This window comes from Promicromonospora sp. Marseille-Q5078 (assembly GCF_050315395.1).
GTDB lineage: Bacteria > Actinomycetota > Actinomycetes > Actinomycetales > Cellulomonadaceae > Isoptericola.
The window spans coordinates 881,729-895,870 of record NZ_JBNPQG010000001.1 but is presented as its reverse complement, the minus strand read 5'-3'; the positions used below and the strand labels follow the sequence as shown (position 1 = coordinate 895,870).

At 73.0% G+C, this 14,142-nt stretch carries 11 protein-coding genes; 2 read left to right on the top strand and 9 right to left on the bottom strand.

All coding sequences use genetic code 11. The annotated features are described in order from the left end of the window. Nucleotides 1–50: 50 nt before the first annotated feature. From ACQFYA_RS04165 to ACQFYA_RS04135, 7 genes are all read right to left on the bottom strand, one after another. A complete protein-coding gene (locus ACQFYA_RS04165; RefSeq protein WP_499121764.1) occupies nt 51–2,384 on the bottom strand; it encodes a rhamnogalacturonan lyase in 2,334 nt (777 codons plus the stop codon). A 116-nt stretch (nt 2,385–2,500) separates the two neighbouring features. Beyond that, entirely contained in the window at nt 2,501–3,151 is a 651-nt protein-coding gene (locus tag ACQFYA_RS04160; RefSeq protein ID WP_499121763.1) for a hypothetical protein, read from the bottom strand. Between the two features lie 35 nt (nt 3,152–3,186). Then, nucleotides 3,187–4,158, bottom strand: coding sequence for a carbohydrate ABC transporter permease (locus tag ACQFYA_RS04155; RefSeq protein WP_499121762.1), 972 nt, complete (start codon nt 4,156–4,158; stop codon nt 3,187–3,189). Next, a complete protein-coding gene (locus ACQFYA_RS04150; RefSeq protein WP_499127431.1) occupies nt 4,155–5,108 on the bottom strand; it encodes a carbohydrate ABC transporter permease in 954 nt (317 codons plus the stop codon). The genes ACQFYA_RS04155 and ACQFYA_RS04150 overlap by 4 nt, the downstream gene beginning before the upstream one ends. 5 nt (nt 5,109–5,113) lie before the next feature. Continuing rightward, nucleotides 5,114–6,430 carry an ABC transporter substrate-binding protein gene (locus ACQFYA_RS04145; RefSeq protein ID WP_499121761.1) on the bottom strand — a complete coding sequence of 439 codons (1,317 nt, stop codon included), beginning with the start codon at nt 6,428–6,430 and terminating at the stop codon, nt 5,114–5,116. 311 nt (nt 6,431–6,741) lie between these two features. Beyond that, entirely contained in the window at nt 6,742–8,241 is a 1,500-nt protein-coding gene (locus tag ACQFYA_RS04140; protein ID WP_499121760.1) for a mannitol dehydrogenase family protein, read from the bottom strand. A gap of 49 nt (nt 8,242–8,290) precedes the next feature. After that, on the bottom strand, nt 8,291–9,310 hold the full coding sequence (locus ACQFYA_RS04135; RefSeq protein WP_499121759.1) for a LacI family DNA-binding transcriptional regulator: 1,020 nt from the start codon (nt 9,308–9,310) through the stop codon (nt 8,291–8,293). Between the two features lie 156 nt (nt 9,311–9,466). On the opposite strand from ACQFYA_RS04135, the gene uxaC reads away from it, so the two are divergent. Together uxaC and ACQFYA_RS04125 are read left to right on the top strand one after the other, a co-directional pair. Further along, nucleotides 9,467–10,885, top strand: coding sequence for a glucuronate isomerase (gene uxaC, locus ACQFYA_RS04130; protein ID WP_499121758.1), 1,419 nt, complete (start codon nt 9,467–9,469; stop codon nt 10,883–10,885). A gap of 53 nt (nt 10,886–10,938) precedes the next feature. Continuing rightward, the gene (locus tag ACQFYA_RS04125; protein ID WP_499127429.1) at nt 10,939–12,075 is read left to right on the top strand and encodes a mannonate dehydratase; all 1,137 of its coding nucleotides are present in this window, start codon (nt 10,939–10,941) and stop codon (nt 12,073–12,075) included. A gap of 10 nt (nt 12,076–12,085) precedes the next feature. Here ACQFYA_RS04125 and gap read toward each other — a convergent pair whose 3' ends face one another. Both gap and ACQFYA_RS04115 read right to left on the bottom strand, forming a co-directional pair. After that, nucleotides 12,086–13,084 (bottom strand): type I glyceraldehyde-3-phosphate dehydrogenase, encoded by a 999-nt coding sequence (gap, locus tag ACQFYA_RS04120; protein WP_499121757.1) that lies wholly within the window; start codon nt 13,082–13,084, stop codon nt 12,086–12,088. 97 nt (nt 13,085–13,181) lie between these two features. Continuing rightward, nucleotides 13,182–14,138, bottom strand: coding sequence for a GlxA family transcriptional regulator (locus ACQFYA_RS04115; protein WP_499121756.1), 957 nt, complete (start codon nt 14,136–14,138; stop codon nt 13,182–13,184). Between the last annotated feature and the right edge of the window lie 4 nt (nt 14,139–14,142).

The following is a 14,142-nucleotide window of genomic DNA, read 5'->3' as shown; positions in this document are numbered from 1 at the left end:
TTCCTCTCTGGCGAGGGAGCTCCCGTCCCGCGCAGGCGCGGTGGGTGGCACTACCTCAGCGACGGGACGGGGACCTGCGACCAGTCGGTGTCGGACGCGAGGTAGAACCCCGGGTACGACGGCTGGTTGTAGGCGGTCTGCTGGCGGGCCACCTCGGCCCGGTACTGCGGGTCGTGCAGGAGCGTGTACATCGCGATGTCGCTCACCTCGGTGGGGGTGAACAGCCGCAGGGCGGACGAGTCCGCCGTCCGGACCAGCACCTCCTCGCGCCAGTCGCCCAGCACGTCGGCGACGAGCGACGGGTTGCCCTTGGTGGAGTTGTTCGTCCGCGTGCCGTCGAGCGTCTCGACCACGGTGCCGTCGCCGTCCACGATCTGCGGGGTCACGTCGACCGCCCCGGTGAGCACCTGCGTGCTGCCGTCGGCGGCCCAGCGCACGGACTGGTTGGTGCCCGGCGTGGTCGTGGCCAGCTGCTCGCCGGTGGCGCTGAGCAGGCCCGAGCCGGCGGTGCCGTCCGGCATCGACGCCCAGACCTCGATCCCCGGGGTGGCGGGGTCGACGTCGCCGGCCAGGCAGCGGCCGGTGTCGCGCCCCGAGTAGGCGCCGAACAGCACCTCGCCGGTGGCGGCGTCCCGCATCGCCGAGCCGTACGGCGCCCACGTGCCGCCCTCGTGGCAGGTCCAGATCTCCAGGCCCGGGCGCGCGGGGTCGATGTCGGTCACGTGCATGGCGTCGCCGTGGCCGAGGCCGGCGGTGGCGCCCGGGTCCGCGCTGCCCTCCGGCAGCGTGTCCGCCGACGAGTAGAGCAGGGAGCCGTCGTCGTCGATCGTCGCCGACCCGTAGACGATCTCCTGCCGCCCGTCGCCGTCGACGTCCGCCGCCGACATCGAGTGGAAGCCCTGGGTGGTGATCGACCCGAAGTCGGGGTCGGTGCCGGGGACGCCGTGCGGCGAGTCGTCGAACGGGTTGCTCATCGGCGTCCAGCCGGAGTCCACGTCCCACCGCTTCGACAGGTGCCGGCCGTCCCAGTCGTAGGCCGCCAGCGCGGTGCGCGTGTAGTAGCCCCGCGCGAAGACGGCCGACGGGTGCTCGCCGTCCAGGTAGGCGACGCCCGCCAGGAAGCGGTCCACCCGGTTGCCGGGCTCGATGCGCGCCATCGCGTAGTCGCCCCAGCGCAGGCCGTCGTCGGTGCGGCCGGGCTCGTAGTCCACGGTCTCCAGCGGCGTGCCGGAGCGCCCCTCGAAGACGCTGAGGTACTCCGGGCCGGAGATGACGAAGCCCTCGAAGGTCCGCAGGTCGTTCCGTGCCGAGCGCGACGGCGCGTAGTCGTCGATGAAGTAGTCCACGAGCTCGCGCGCGTCCGCCTCGGACAGCGGGTAGTCGTAGCGCGGCTCGATGCCGAACGCCTCCTCGAGCGTGGCGGGCCACTGCCCGGACGCCACCTCCGGCTGCTCGGTCCACCCCTGGAACATGTCGACCAGGTGCTCGGCGTAGTCGTCGGCGCTGTACCGGTAGTCGTCGGCGTGCGTGACGCCGGCCCTGCGGTCGTCCTTCGGGATGGTCACGAACTGCGTGCGGCCCGGCTTCCCGTGCCGGTACGTGGTGACCTTGGTGCCCGGCGCGGTCTTCACCATGAGCTCGGCCTGGCCGTCGCCGTCGAAGTCGTACACCGGGAACTGCGTGTAGTGGGCGCCGGCGCGGATGTTCACGCCCAGGTCGATCCGCCACAGCTGGGTGCCGTCGAGCTCGTAGGCGTCGAGGTACGCGGTGCCGGTGTACCCCTTCTGCGACACGTCCTTGGAGTTGGAGGGGTCCCACTTGAGGACGATCTCGAGCTCGCCGTCGCCGTCGAGGTCGCCCACGGACGCGTCGTTCGCGGAGTACGTGTAGCTCTCGCCGGCGGGGGTGACGCCGCCGGCGGGCTTGTTCAGCGGGATGTCCAGGTGGTCGTCGGACCACGCGGTGACGGCGTCGCTGCGCCGCCCCTCCCGCTCCCTGCCGTGCTTGTCCGCGGTGAGGGGCGCGACGGCGTAGCGCGAGGTCGCGGCGCCGTCGGCGTCCACGTAGCTCGTGGAGCCGGTGACCGTGGCGACGCGCTTCCCGTCGCGGTAGACGGCGAAGTCGGGGCCGGCCATGCCGGTGTCGGTGTGCCCCGTGACCTCGTCGCCGAGCAGGCGCCAGGAGAGGAAGACCCCCTCGCTGGTGCTCGCGGCCACGAGCCCGCGGTCGAGGTGCTCCAGCTGGACACCGGCGGCGTCGCCGGGGTGCCCGCCGTGGGCGGGCGGCGCGGCTGCTGCCGTGCCGGTGAGAGCGAGCGCGCTCACGGTCATCGCGCCCACGGTCAGCGCGGCGACGGCGCGCGCGGCGGCTCGGGTCGTTCGCATGGGTCGTTCCCTTCTGCATCGTTGCACTACGGAACCAGCGAGAGTCGGGTCGATCGGGTGAGACGGGGCGGGCGGGCGGGTCGGCCGGTCGGGCCGGGGGGATCAGGCCGGAGCGGTCAGGCCGTGGCGCGGCCGCTGCGGCGGATCTCCACGCCCACCACGGCCAGGGAGAGCAGCCCGCCGACCACCAGCACGAGCGGCGGGAGCATCCACACGAAGACGACGCACAGCGCCGCCGCGACGGCGAGGAGCACCGAGCCGGTCAGGTCGTCCTGCGTGCGCTGCGTGCCCACGGCCAGCGCCTGGCGCGCGGTCAGGCCGGCGCCGTCGGCGGACTCGGACCAGGCTCCCGCCGCGCGGGCCAGCACGACGACGACGGCGGCCGCGGCGACGGCGACCACCACCGCGACGACGCTCGCGCCGGGCAGCACGTCCGCGCGGGCGAGCTGCCAGTCCAGCGCGAGGAGCAGCGCCACGCCGACGGCGGCGAGGCCGAGCGGCCAGAGGGCCCGGACGGCCGCCCACCAGTCGCGGGCGAAGCGGGCCACGCCGATGTCGTGGCCGGTCACCTGGCGGCGGACGTGTGCCACGCCCGCCGCCAGGGAGGGAACCGCGGTGACCAGCAGCAGGCTGCCGAGCGCGACGAGCACGCCGGCGAGCACCACCTCGGCGAACAGCCCGAGGGCCGCTCCCGTGCGGGTCTCGCCCCTGCCGGCGGAGCGCTTCCGCCTGTCGCGGCCGCGCTCGCGCCCGGGTCCTGCCGTCATGGCCACCTCTTCCGTCGTCGTGCCGCCCACCATCCTCAGCCCTTGAGGCCTTGGGTGGCGACGCCGTCGACGATGTAGCGCTGGAACAGGATGAAGAAGATCATCACGGGCAGCAGGGCCAGGACGGCCATGGCCATCTGGGCGCCGTAGTCGGACACGCTGGTCTGGTCGACGTAGAGGCGTAGCGCGATGGGCAGGGGGTACATGTCGGGCTTCTTGAGGTAGAGCAGGGGGCCGAGGAAGTCGTTCCAGGACCAGATGAACGCGAAGATCGAGCTGGTGATGATCGCGGGGCGCATCAGCGGGAGCATGATCGAGCCGAAGATGCGCGCGTGGCCGGCGCCGTCGATGCGGGCTGCTTCGTCGAGCTCGCGGGGCAGGTTGCGCATGAACTGGACCATGAGGAAGACGAAGAACGCCTCGCCGGCGAGGAACTTCGGTGCGAGCAGCGGGATGAACGTGTTCACCAGGCCGAGCTCGTTGAACATGATGTATTGCGGGATGATCACGACGTGGAACGGCAGCAGCAGGGTGCCGATCATGATCGCGAAGAACAGGCCGCGGCCGGGGAAGTCGATCCGCGCGAACGCGTACGCGCTGACCGTGGAGGACAGCACCACCCCGACGACCGAGGCGACGGCCAGGATCATGGAGTTGCCGAAGAAGGTCCAGAACCCGACCCCGCCGATCCCGGACAGCGCGGTCGCGAAGTTCGCGGCCGAGAAGTTGTCCGACCACAGGCTGATGTTCCCGATGATCTCGTTGGACGGCTTGAACGAGCTGGTCAGCATCCACGCCGCGGGATACAGCACCACGATCGTGCACACGATCATGAAGGCGTGGAACCCGACCGAGCGCCCGGTCCGACGCCGCTTCGCGGCCTGCCGCAACGAGGAGTCGATCGCCGGACCCGAAGGGCCGCCCGGACGGGTGCCCGAGCCGACGGGGACACCGGCCGCGGCCGCCTGGGCCGACAAGGGAGGGGTGACGATGTGTGTGTCGCTCATCGGTTGTCTCCGGAGTAGTGGACCCAGGCGTTGGACGTCTTGAACAGGATCGTGGTGATGACACCGACCACGATCACCAGGACCCATGCCATGGCCGAGGCGTACCCCATGTCGAACTGGGCGAAGCCCTTGATGTACAGGTACAGCGTGTAGAACAGGGTCGAGTCCGCCGGCCCGCCGGTGCCGCCGGAGATGATGAACGCCGACCCGAACACCTGGAACGCGCCGATCGTCTCCAGCAGCAGGTTGAAGAACAGCACCGGGGACAGCATCGGGATCGTGATCCGCCAGAACTTGCGGATCGGGCCCGCGCCGTCGACCGCGGCCGCCTCGTACAGCTCGGTCGGGATCTGCTTCAAGCCCGCGAGGAAGATCACCATCGGCGCGCCGAACGTCCACACCGCGAGCAGCACGAACATCGGCATCGTCTTGGACGGGTCACCCACCCACCCCCCGGCCGGGGCGCCGAACAGCTGCTGGATGCGGTCCACGATGCCGTCGTCGATGAACATCGCCTTCCACACGATCGCGATCGACACCGACGCGCCGATCAACGACGGGGCGTAGAAGATCGACCGGTACGCGCCCTGACCCCGGTGCTTCATGTTCAGCACCATCGCCACACCCAGCGCCGCGGCCAGCTTGATCGGCGTGCCGACCAGCACGTAGATCGCCGTGACCTTCGCCGACGTCCAGAACCTCGGGTCCTCGAACAGCTTCACGAAGTTCTCGACACCCACCCACGACGGCGGCCGGAACAAGTCATAGTCCGTGAACGCCAGATACAACGACGCCACCATCGGGAACGCCGTCAACACCACGAAACCCACCAACCACGGCGACAAGAACGCGAACCCCGCACCAGCATCACGCCGGCGGGAGGCGCGCCCCCGCTCGGGGGACGCGGGCCGCGTCCCCCGGGCGGTGTCGAGCGTGGAGCTCGAGGTCACGGCAGTCACGACTGCTTCACCGTGCTGTCGGCGAAGGAGAACCACTGGGTGACGAACTCGTCCACCGTGACGTTGCCGTACTGCAGCTCCTCGCCGAGGCGCTTGAACTCCGCCTCGATCTCGCCGAAGCCCTCGACCGGCACCGGCGCGGACTCGGTCACGTCGTCCGTGACGTCCTCCTCGTACTGCACGACCTGCTCGTCGACCGAGCCCTTCTCGACGTTCATCGCGTCGATCTGGCCCTGGACGGCGGGCACGCCCTTCGACGTGCCGAAGATCTTGCCGACCTCCGGGTCGTTGACCAGGAAGTCGATGAGCGCGGCCGCGGCCTCGGGCTGCTCGGTCTGGGCCGACGTCGACAGCAGCATCGACGGCTTCCAGAACTGCTGCGGCCCGTTCTCGCCCGACGGCATCGGCAGCATCTGGATGTCCTCGCCGGACTCGGCGACGTAGCCGGCCAGGAAGTTGTCCCAGGTCGCCTCGGACGCCGACTGGTTGACGTGGAACCCGCCGAGCGGCTCGAGCTGCTTGGTCTGCTTGATCGGGAAGAAGGCGCCGTCGTCACGCAGCGGCTGGCCCTGGTTCAGCCACTCGGTCATCTGCGCCTCGTCGAAGTTCAGCTGGCCGTCGGCCGTGAACGGCTCCACGCCCTGCTGGATCAGCCACTGCAGGAAGAACCAGAACGTGCCGGTGTAGTCGCCGGAGCCGTAGATCACGGGCTTCTCGCCCGCGCCGGCCTTGGAGACCTCGGCGATCCAGGCGTTGAGGTCGTCCCAGGTGTAGCCCTCGGCGAGCGGCTCGACGCCGATCTTCTTCAGCAGGTCGGCGTTGTAGAAGAGCGCGAGCGTGTTGGTGCTCGTGGGGACGCCGTACTGGCTCCCGTCGATCTGCCCCGAACCCAGCAGCGAGTCGTCGATGTCGTCGACGTCCAGGTTCACGCCCTCCTGGCCGGCGAGGTCGAGGAGCTGACCGGTGGCGCCGTACTGGCGCAGGTAGGACAGGTCCATCTGGATCACGTCGGGCAGGGCGCCGCCGGCCGCCTCGGTGGCCCGGGCGGTCCAGTAGGCGTCCCAGTCCTGGAACTGGGTCTGCACCGTGATGTTGGGGTGGTCCTCCTCGAAGAGGTCCACCGCCTTCTCGTACATCTCGGCGCGGGCGGGCTCGCCCCACCAGGCGAGCGAGATGGTGATGTCCTCGTCGGTGCTCACCGTCTCGGCGGAGCCGGGCTCGGCGGGGTCGGTCCCGCCCCCGCAGGCCGTGAGGGTGAGGGCGACGGCGACCATCGCCGCTGCCGCGCCGGCGGCCTTGCGCGTGATCCTCATGTGAGCCTCCTCGCTCGTCGATCGTCCACGATCGTCGGCGGCGAGGACGCCCCGTTGACTCCCCACCGGCTGCCGACTGAATCGATAAAACAGGATTCGGTAAGCGTTGTCCAGCCCCAGGGTGGTCCGACTCACATCACGATCCGGCAACGAGGGTACGGCCTCCGCGCTCCGCTCCGGACCACGGCTCCCGCGGACCGGCAGCGGGAGCCGCCGGCTCCTCCCGCCGACCGGTTGTATCGATGCAGGTCAGGCGCGACGTGCGCCGGGGCGAACCGTCGCCCGGCGCACGTCCGCGCGCTCCCGGACGGTCACACCGCGGCGAGCGCCGGGACCTCGGCCACGACGGCGTCCACCAGGCGCTCGTCGGTACCCGCGCCGTCGGGCAGGAGGCCCGGCATCGCGAGCAGCGCCCGCGCGACGTCGGCCGGGGCGGCCGCCGCGGGGTCGCCGTCGCCGGCACTGGCCACCGCGTCGGCGAGCTCCTGCGCGCGGGGGTCGTCGAGCAGCCGCCCCGCGGCCGCCTCCCGGCGCACCACCTCGCTCCACGCCGCCAGGCCGAACGCCGCGCCGGCCGGGACCGCGCCCGCCGCGAGCCGGTCGGCGACGATGCCGCCCCACCGGATCGGGATCTTCTGCGTGCCGTCCATCGACACCTGCAGCGTGGTGTGCCCGGTGGCCGGGTTGGCGAAGCGCTCCAGCAGCGACTCCCCGTAGGCCCGCAGGTCGGCGCCGTCCGGCGCGGTCAGCGTCGGCACGGCGTCGTCGACCATGAAGGCGCGCGCCCGCTCGTGCAGCGCAGGGTCGGTCACCGCCTCCGCGAGGGTCGTGTGCCCGGCGAGCCGGCCCGCGTACGCGAGCAGCGAGTGCGTGCCGTTGAGCATGCGCAGCTTGGCCTGCTCCCACGGGGCCACGTCCTCGGTGAGCGTGGCGCCCGCCTCCTCCCACGCGGGCCGGGGGCCGGCGAAGCGGTCCTCGATCACCCACTGCCGGAACGGCTCCCCCACGACGAGGCCCTCGTCGCGCGCGCCGAGCTCGCGCTCCACCGCGTCGCGCTGCGCCGGCGTCGTCGCGGGCACGATCCGGTCGACCATCGAGCACGGGAACGCGACGTCCGCGGCGAGCCACGCCCGCAGCCCGTCGCCCACCGCGCCGGGCAGCGCCGCGTCCACCGCCTCGCCCACCAGGCGCTCCAGCACCCGGCCGTTGTCGACCATGTTGTCGCAGGTCAGCACCGTGACCGGGCGCCGCTCCCCCGACTCCTCCGCGGCGCGCCACCGCGCCGCGAGCCCGCGCACCAGCAGGCCCACCGCCGTCGTCCCCGGTACCGCCTCCGCGCCCGGCGCGACCGCCTGGTCGGCGGCGAGGGCGTCCAGGTCGGGACGCACGCGCTCGACGTCGAGGCCGCCGTCCGCGCCGCGGGCGTACCCCTTCTCGGTCACGGTGAGCGTGACGACGTGCGTCGTCGGCGCCGCGATCGCGTCCAGCACCCGCGCCGTCTCCTCGGCCGGCCACGCGACGTCGAGCACGGACCCGACGAGGTCGAGCCGGCTCTCGTGGGTGCCCGCCGTGAGCACGGAGTAGACGCCGCCCTGCGGCCGCAGCTGGTCGCGCACCGAGGCCGAGCGCTGCGTCACCCCGAGGATGCCCCAGCGGCGGTCGCCCGTGGCGCGGGCGGCCAGCTCGGTGAACACCGCCTGGTGCGCCCGGTGGAACGCGCCGATCCCCAGGTGCACGATGCCCACCTGGTCGGGGGACGCGGGAGCGTCCAGCTGCGCGGGCAGCGCGGTGCGACGGAGTCGGTCGGTCATGGTTCCTCCCGGGCCCGGCGTCGACGCCGGACGGTCGTGGGTCGGCTGATCAGGACGGGTCGGGGCGGTCCACGGCGCCCGGCCGGGGCGGCGCGGTCGAGGAGCGGACGACGAGCTCGACGGGGCGCGTCTCGACCACACCGGGCTCGGACGCGTCGGGCGCACGGCCTTCGATGCGCCGCAGGAGGTGGTCCACGGCGACGCGACCGACGTCGCGCAGGTCGCTGCGCAGCGTCGTCAGCGCCGGCGTCACGAGCTCGGCCACGTACGCGTCGTCGCAGCCCACGACCGAGACGTCGTCGGGCACGGCGAGACCCCGCGCGCGCAGCCGCTCCACCAGCCCGACGGCGACGAGGTCGTTGAACGTCACCACGGCCGTGGCGCCGGTGGCGACCACGAGGTCCGCGGCCGCGCGGCCGCCCTCCACCTGGGGCCGGAAGGCCCCGAGCGGCACGACCTCGACGCCGCCGACCCGACGCGACGCGGCCGCCAGGCCGGCCCGCCGGCGCGCGTCCGACCATGAGCTCTCGGGCCCGCCCACGTACGCCACCCGGCGGTGGCCGAGCGCGCGAAGGTGCTCCAGCGCGCGGAACATCCCCGCCTCGTGGTCGACCACCACCGAGGGCACGCCGTCCACGTGCTGGTTGACCAGCACCACGGGCCGGTCCGCGAGCGCCGCGACGGACCGCTCCGCCGCGCGCGGCGAGCACAGCAGCAGGCCGTCCGTCTGCGGCGCGAGCCCGAGCACCGCCTCGACCTCGAGGTCCGCGTCCTCCTCGGTGTCGACGACGAACAGCCCCAGCCCTCGTTCGCGCGCGCGGGCCTGCGCCCCCTTCGCCATGGCGGCGAAGTACGGGTTGGCGAGGTCGGGGACCACCAGGCCGAGGGCGCCGCTCCGGCCGGCCCGCAGCACGCTGGCGGCCCGGTTCGGGCGGTACCCGAGCTCTCGTGCCGCCGCGGTGACGCGTTCGCGCGTCGGCGCGGCAACACGCTGGGGCGTGGCCAGCGCCCGCGACACGGTCGAGATCGACACCCCCGCGGCGCGCGCCACGTCGTGCACCGTGACCACGGGCCACCTCCATCGGTCGATGCGCTCGTTGCGAACGTTTGCCAGATCATGCCACAGATGCTCGCGGGCTGGCCCAGACCGTCCCTCTTGCGGCCGCCCGTGAAGATCACGTTAGGATGCAAACGTTCGCAACCGCTCGACGACGAGGACACGCCCGTGGACGACCGCTGGACCCTGCACCCCGACCGGGCACTGCCCGCCGACCCGGGCATCCGCCCCCTGGCCCGCGAGATCTACTCCGCGGTGCGCGACCTGCCGGTGGTCTCGATGCACGGCCACGTGCCCGTCGAGTGGTTCGCCGACGACACGCCGTTCCCGGACCCCGCCCAGCTCGTCGTGGTGCCCGACCACTACCTCACACGGATGCTGGTCTCCCAGGGCGAGACGCTGCCCCGCCTCGGCGTGGGCTCGACGGCCGACGAGGACGCCGAGACCGACCCGCGCGAGATCTGGCGGCGCTTCTGCGCCGGCTGGAAGCACTTCCGGGGCACGCCCACGCGGTACTGGCTGGAGCACGCGCTGGTCGAGATCTTCGGCGTCACCCAGCGCCCGTCCGCCGAGACGGCCGACGCGCTCTACGACCAGGTCGCGGCCCGCATCGCCGAGCACGACTTCCGGCCCCGCGCCCTGCTGGACACCTTCGGCATCGAGGTCATCGCCACGACCGACCCCGCCTGGGCCACCCTCGACGCGCACGCCAAGCTCGCCGCGGACGGCTACGGAGACCGGGTGCTGCCGACCTTCCGCCCAGACCCCCTGCTGCACGTCGACCGCGCGACCTGGCGCGACGACGTCGCCCGCCTGGGTGAGGCGGCCGGGGTCGACGTCACGTCGTACGACCGCTACCTCGAGGCCCTGCGCGCGCAGCGCGAGCGCTTCGTCGCCGCGGGCGCGCGCGCCACGGACCACGGCCACCTGTACGCGGACACGACGCCGCTGGACGACGCCGAGGCCCGGCGCATCCTCGACGCCGCGCTCGCCGGCACGGTCACCGCCGCGGAGGCGCAGGCGTTCAGCGGGCACATGCTGTTCCAGATGGCCGCGATGTCGGCCGAGGACGGCCTGGTCATGCAGCTGCACCCCGGCGTGCTGCGCGACCACGCCAGCGCCCCGTTCGCGGCGTTCGGCCCGGACAAGGGGTACGACATCCCCGTCGTCACCGAGTTCACGACGTCGCTGCGCCCCGTGCTGGACGCCTTCGGCCACCACCCGGGCTTCCGCATGATCGCGTTCACGGTGGACGAGGACGTGTACTCACGCGAGCTGGCGCCGCTCGCCGGCGTCTACCCGGCCCTGCGACTCGGCGCGCCGTGGTGGTTCCTCGACGCCCCCGACGCGATGCGGCGGTTCCGCGAGTCGGCCACCGAGACGGCCGGCTTCAGCAACATGAGCGGCTTCGTGGACGACACGCGCGCCTTCTGCTCCATCCCCGCGCGGCACGACCTGGCCCGGCGCGTGGACGCCGGCTACCTGGCCCGCCTCGTGGCGGAGCACCGCCTCGACCTGGACGAGGCGCTCGACGTCGCCGCCGACCTCACCTACCGGCTGCCGCAGGCGGCCTACGCCCGCCCCTGACCGCGCCGAGCGGCGAGCAGGCACGGACGAGAGCAAGGAGTCACGCAGTGAAGATGGGTTTCCGCTGGTACGGCGAGGGCAACGACACGGTCACGCTGGACCACATCCGGCAGGTCCCCGGCGTCGAGACGGTGGTGTGGAGCCTGCACCACAAGCAGGCCGGCGAGGTGTGGGAGCAGGCGGAGATCGACGCCGAGGTCGCGCGCATCTCGGGGCTGTCCGACGAGGCGCGGGCCCGGGGCGTGACCCGCACGCTGGACGCGGAGGTCGTGGAGTCCGTCAACGTGCACGAGTCGATCAAGCTGGGCCGCACCGTGATGGGGCGCAGCCGCGACGAGGCGATCGAGAACTACGTGACCACGATCCGACGCCTGGGCCGCGCCGGCGTGAAGGTCGTCTGCTACAACTTCATGCCCGTCTTCGACTGGCTGCGCACCGACCTGTGGCACCCCCTGCCCGACGGCTCGACCGCCCTGTACTTCGAGAAGGCGGTCGTGGACGAGATGACGCCCGAGGGCCTCATCGCCGACATGGAGGCCGGGTCGCACGGCCTCACCCTGCCCGGCTGGGAGCCCGAGCGGCTGGCGAGCTTCGCCGAGCTCAACACCGCGTACGAGGGCGTCACGCACGAGGACATGTACGCGAACTACAAGTACTTCCTCGACGCCGTGATCCCGGCCTGCGAGGAGGCCGACGTGCGGCTGGGCGTGCACCCGGACGACCCGCCGTTCGACGTCTTCGGCTGGCCGCGCGTCGTGTCCACCCCGGACGACCTGCAGCGCGTGCTGGACCTGCACCCGAGCCCGCACCACGGCCTCACGCTGTGCCTCGGGAGCTTCTCGGCGAACCCCGCGCAGGCCCCGCTGGCGGCGGACACCGTGCGACGCTTCGTCGACCGCATCCACTTCACCCACGTGCGGAACATCAAGCACTTCCCGAACGGCGACTTCACCGAGGTCGGGCACCGGGCCTGCGAGGGCGACGTGGACACCGTCGGGATCATGCAGGCCTACGCCGAGGCCGGGTACACGGGGTACGTGCGACCCGACCACGGCCGGCACCTGTGGGACGAGAACACGACGAACAAGCCGCGCCCGGGCTACGGGCTGTACGACCGCGCGCTGGGCGTCCAGTACCTGCTCGGCGCGTGGGACGCGTTCCGCCGCACGGCGCCGGCCGCCGACCGCTGACCCGCCGCCGTCAGCCGGCGGCGAGCAGCTCGAGGGTGTCGACCACGCGGTGGGAGAACCCCCACTCGTTGTCGTACCAGGCCACGACCTTCACGTGCCGGCCGTCGACGCGCGTCAGCAGGGAGTCGACGATCGACGACGCCGGGTTGCCGGTGATGTCGGAGGAGACCAGCGGGTCCTCGGAGTACTCGAGGATCCCCGCCAGCGGGCCGGCCGCGGCCGCGCGGTAGGCGGCGAGCACGTCGTCGCGCGACACCTCCCGCTCGACGGTGGCGTTCAGCTCGACGAGCGACCCCACCGGGACCGGCACGCGGATCGAGTCGCCCGAGAGCCTGCCGTCGAGGCTCGGCAGCACGAGCCCGATCGCCTTGGCGGCGCCCGTCGTGGTGGGCACGATGTTCACCGCGGCGGCACGGGCGCGCCGGGCGTCCCGGTGCGGGGCGTCCTGGAGGTTCTGCTCCTGGGTGTACGCGTGCACGGTGGTCATGAACCCGTGCTCGATGCCGGCGAGGTCGTCCAGCACCGACGCGAGCGGGGCGAGCGCGTTCGTCGTGCACGACGCGTTGGAGACGATCGTGTGCGCCGCCGGGTCGTAGGCGTCCGTGTTGACGCCGGGCGCGAGCGTGACGTCGGCGCCGGCGGACGGCGCGCTCACCAGCACCTTCCGGGCTCCGGCGTCGAGGTGGGCCCGCGCCGCGTCGGCCGAGGTGAACCGGCCGGTGGACTCGAGCACGACGTCCACCCCGAGCGCGCGCCAGGGCAGCGCCGCGGGGTCGCGCTCGGCGAGCACCGCGACCCGGCGGCCGTCGACGACGATCGCGTCGTCCTCGGCCGAGACCGGGCGGCCCAGGCGCCCCGCCGTGCTGTCGAAGGCGAGCAACCGGGCGAGCGCCGCGGGCGCGGTGAGGTCGTTCACCGCGACGAGCTCCAGGTCGCTGTCCCGGTCGAGCAGCGCGCGCAGCACGTTGCGTCCGATCCGGCCGAACCCGTTGATGGCGATGCGAGTCATGTGACGTCACTTCCTCTCGTGTCGCCCACCAGGCTCGCTGCCCGCGCGCGGACCGAACACCGGCGCGGACGCCACGGTCCGCAAGGATCTCGCCAGGTCACTCCCCGCGGGCGAAGGTGCGGCGGTACTCCGTGGGCGTGGTCCCGAGGATCCGCCGGAAGTGCCCGCGCAGGTTCGCGCCCGTGCCGAGCCCGACGTCGGCGGCGATCTGCTCGACGCTGCGCTCGGAGCGCTCCAGCAGCTCGCGCGCCACGTCGATGCGCGCCCGCATCACCCACGCCATCGGCGTGTACCCGGTGTCGTCGGCGAACCGGCGCGAGAACGTCCGCGGCGACACCCGCGCGTGCCGGGCGAGCGCCTCCAGGGTCAGGTCCTCGCCCAGACGGTGCAGCGCCCACTCGCGCGTGGCCGCGAACCGCTCGCCGAGCGGCTCGGGCACGCTGCGCGGCACGTACTGGGCCTGGCCGCCGCTGCGGTACGGGGCCGCGACGAGGCGGCGGGCCGCGTGGTTCGACGCCGCGACGCCCAGGTCGCCGCGCAGCACGTGCAGGCACAGGTCGAGGCCCGAGGCTGCGCCCGCCGACGTGAGCACGCTGCCCTCGTCGACGAACAGGACGTTCTCGTCCACCCGCACCTGCGGGTGCTTGGCCGCGAGCGCGCGCGTGTAGTGCCAGTGCGTGGTGGCGCGCCGACCGTCGAGCAGGCCGGTCGCGGCGAGCGCGAACGCACCCGTCGAGATGGCGGCCAGCCGCGCCCCGCGGGCGTGGGCGGCCAGGAGCGCGGCGACGACGGCGGGCGGCGGGTCGTCGCGGTCCGGGAAGCGGTAGCCCGGGAGGAACACGATGTCGGCCCAGGCCAGCACCTCCAGGCCGTGCTCCAGGTGGTACGAGAGCCCGTCCCCGCCGGTGACGAGCCCCGGCGCCGCGGCGCAGGCCCGCACCTCGTACGGCATGCTCGGGCGGGTCGTGAACACCTGCGACGGGATGCCGACGTCGAGGGGTTTCGCCCCCTCGAGCACGAGGACGGCGACGCGGCGCTGACGCGGTTCCGGCACGGGT

Coding starts and splice junctions, on each gene's coding strand:
- ACQFYA_RS04165 (WP_499121764.1), bottom strand. CDS start 2,384: ATGCGAACGACCCGAGCCGCCGCGCGCGCCGTCGCCGCGCTGACCGTG.
- ACQFYA_RS04160 (WP_499121763.1), bottom strand. CDS start 3,151: ATGACGGCAGGACCCGGGCGCGAGCGCGGCCGCGACAGGCGGAAGCGC.
- ACQFYA_RS04155 (WP_499121762.1), bottom strand. CDS start 4,158: ATGAGCGACACACACATCGTCACCCCTCCCTTGTCGGCCCAGGCGGCC.
- ACQFYA_RS04145 (WP_499121761.1), bottom strand. CDS start 6,430: ATGAGGATCACGCGCAAGGCCGCCGGCGCGGCAGCGGCGATGGTCGCC.
- ACQFYA_RS04140 (WP_499121760.1), bottom strand. CDS start 8,241: ATGACCGACCGACTCCGTCGCACCGCGCTGCCCGCGCAGCTGGACGCT.
- ACQFYA_RS04125 (WP_499127429.1), top strand. CDS start 10,939: ATGGGTTTCCGCTGGTACGGCGAGGGCAACGACACGGTCACGCTGGAC.
- gap (WP_499121757.1), bottom strand. CDS start 13,084: ATGACTCGCATCGCCATCAACGGGTTCGGCCGGATCGGACGCAACGTG.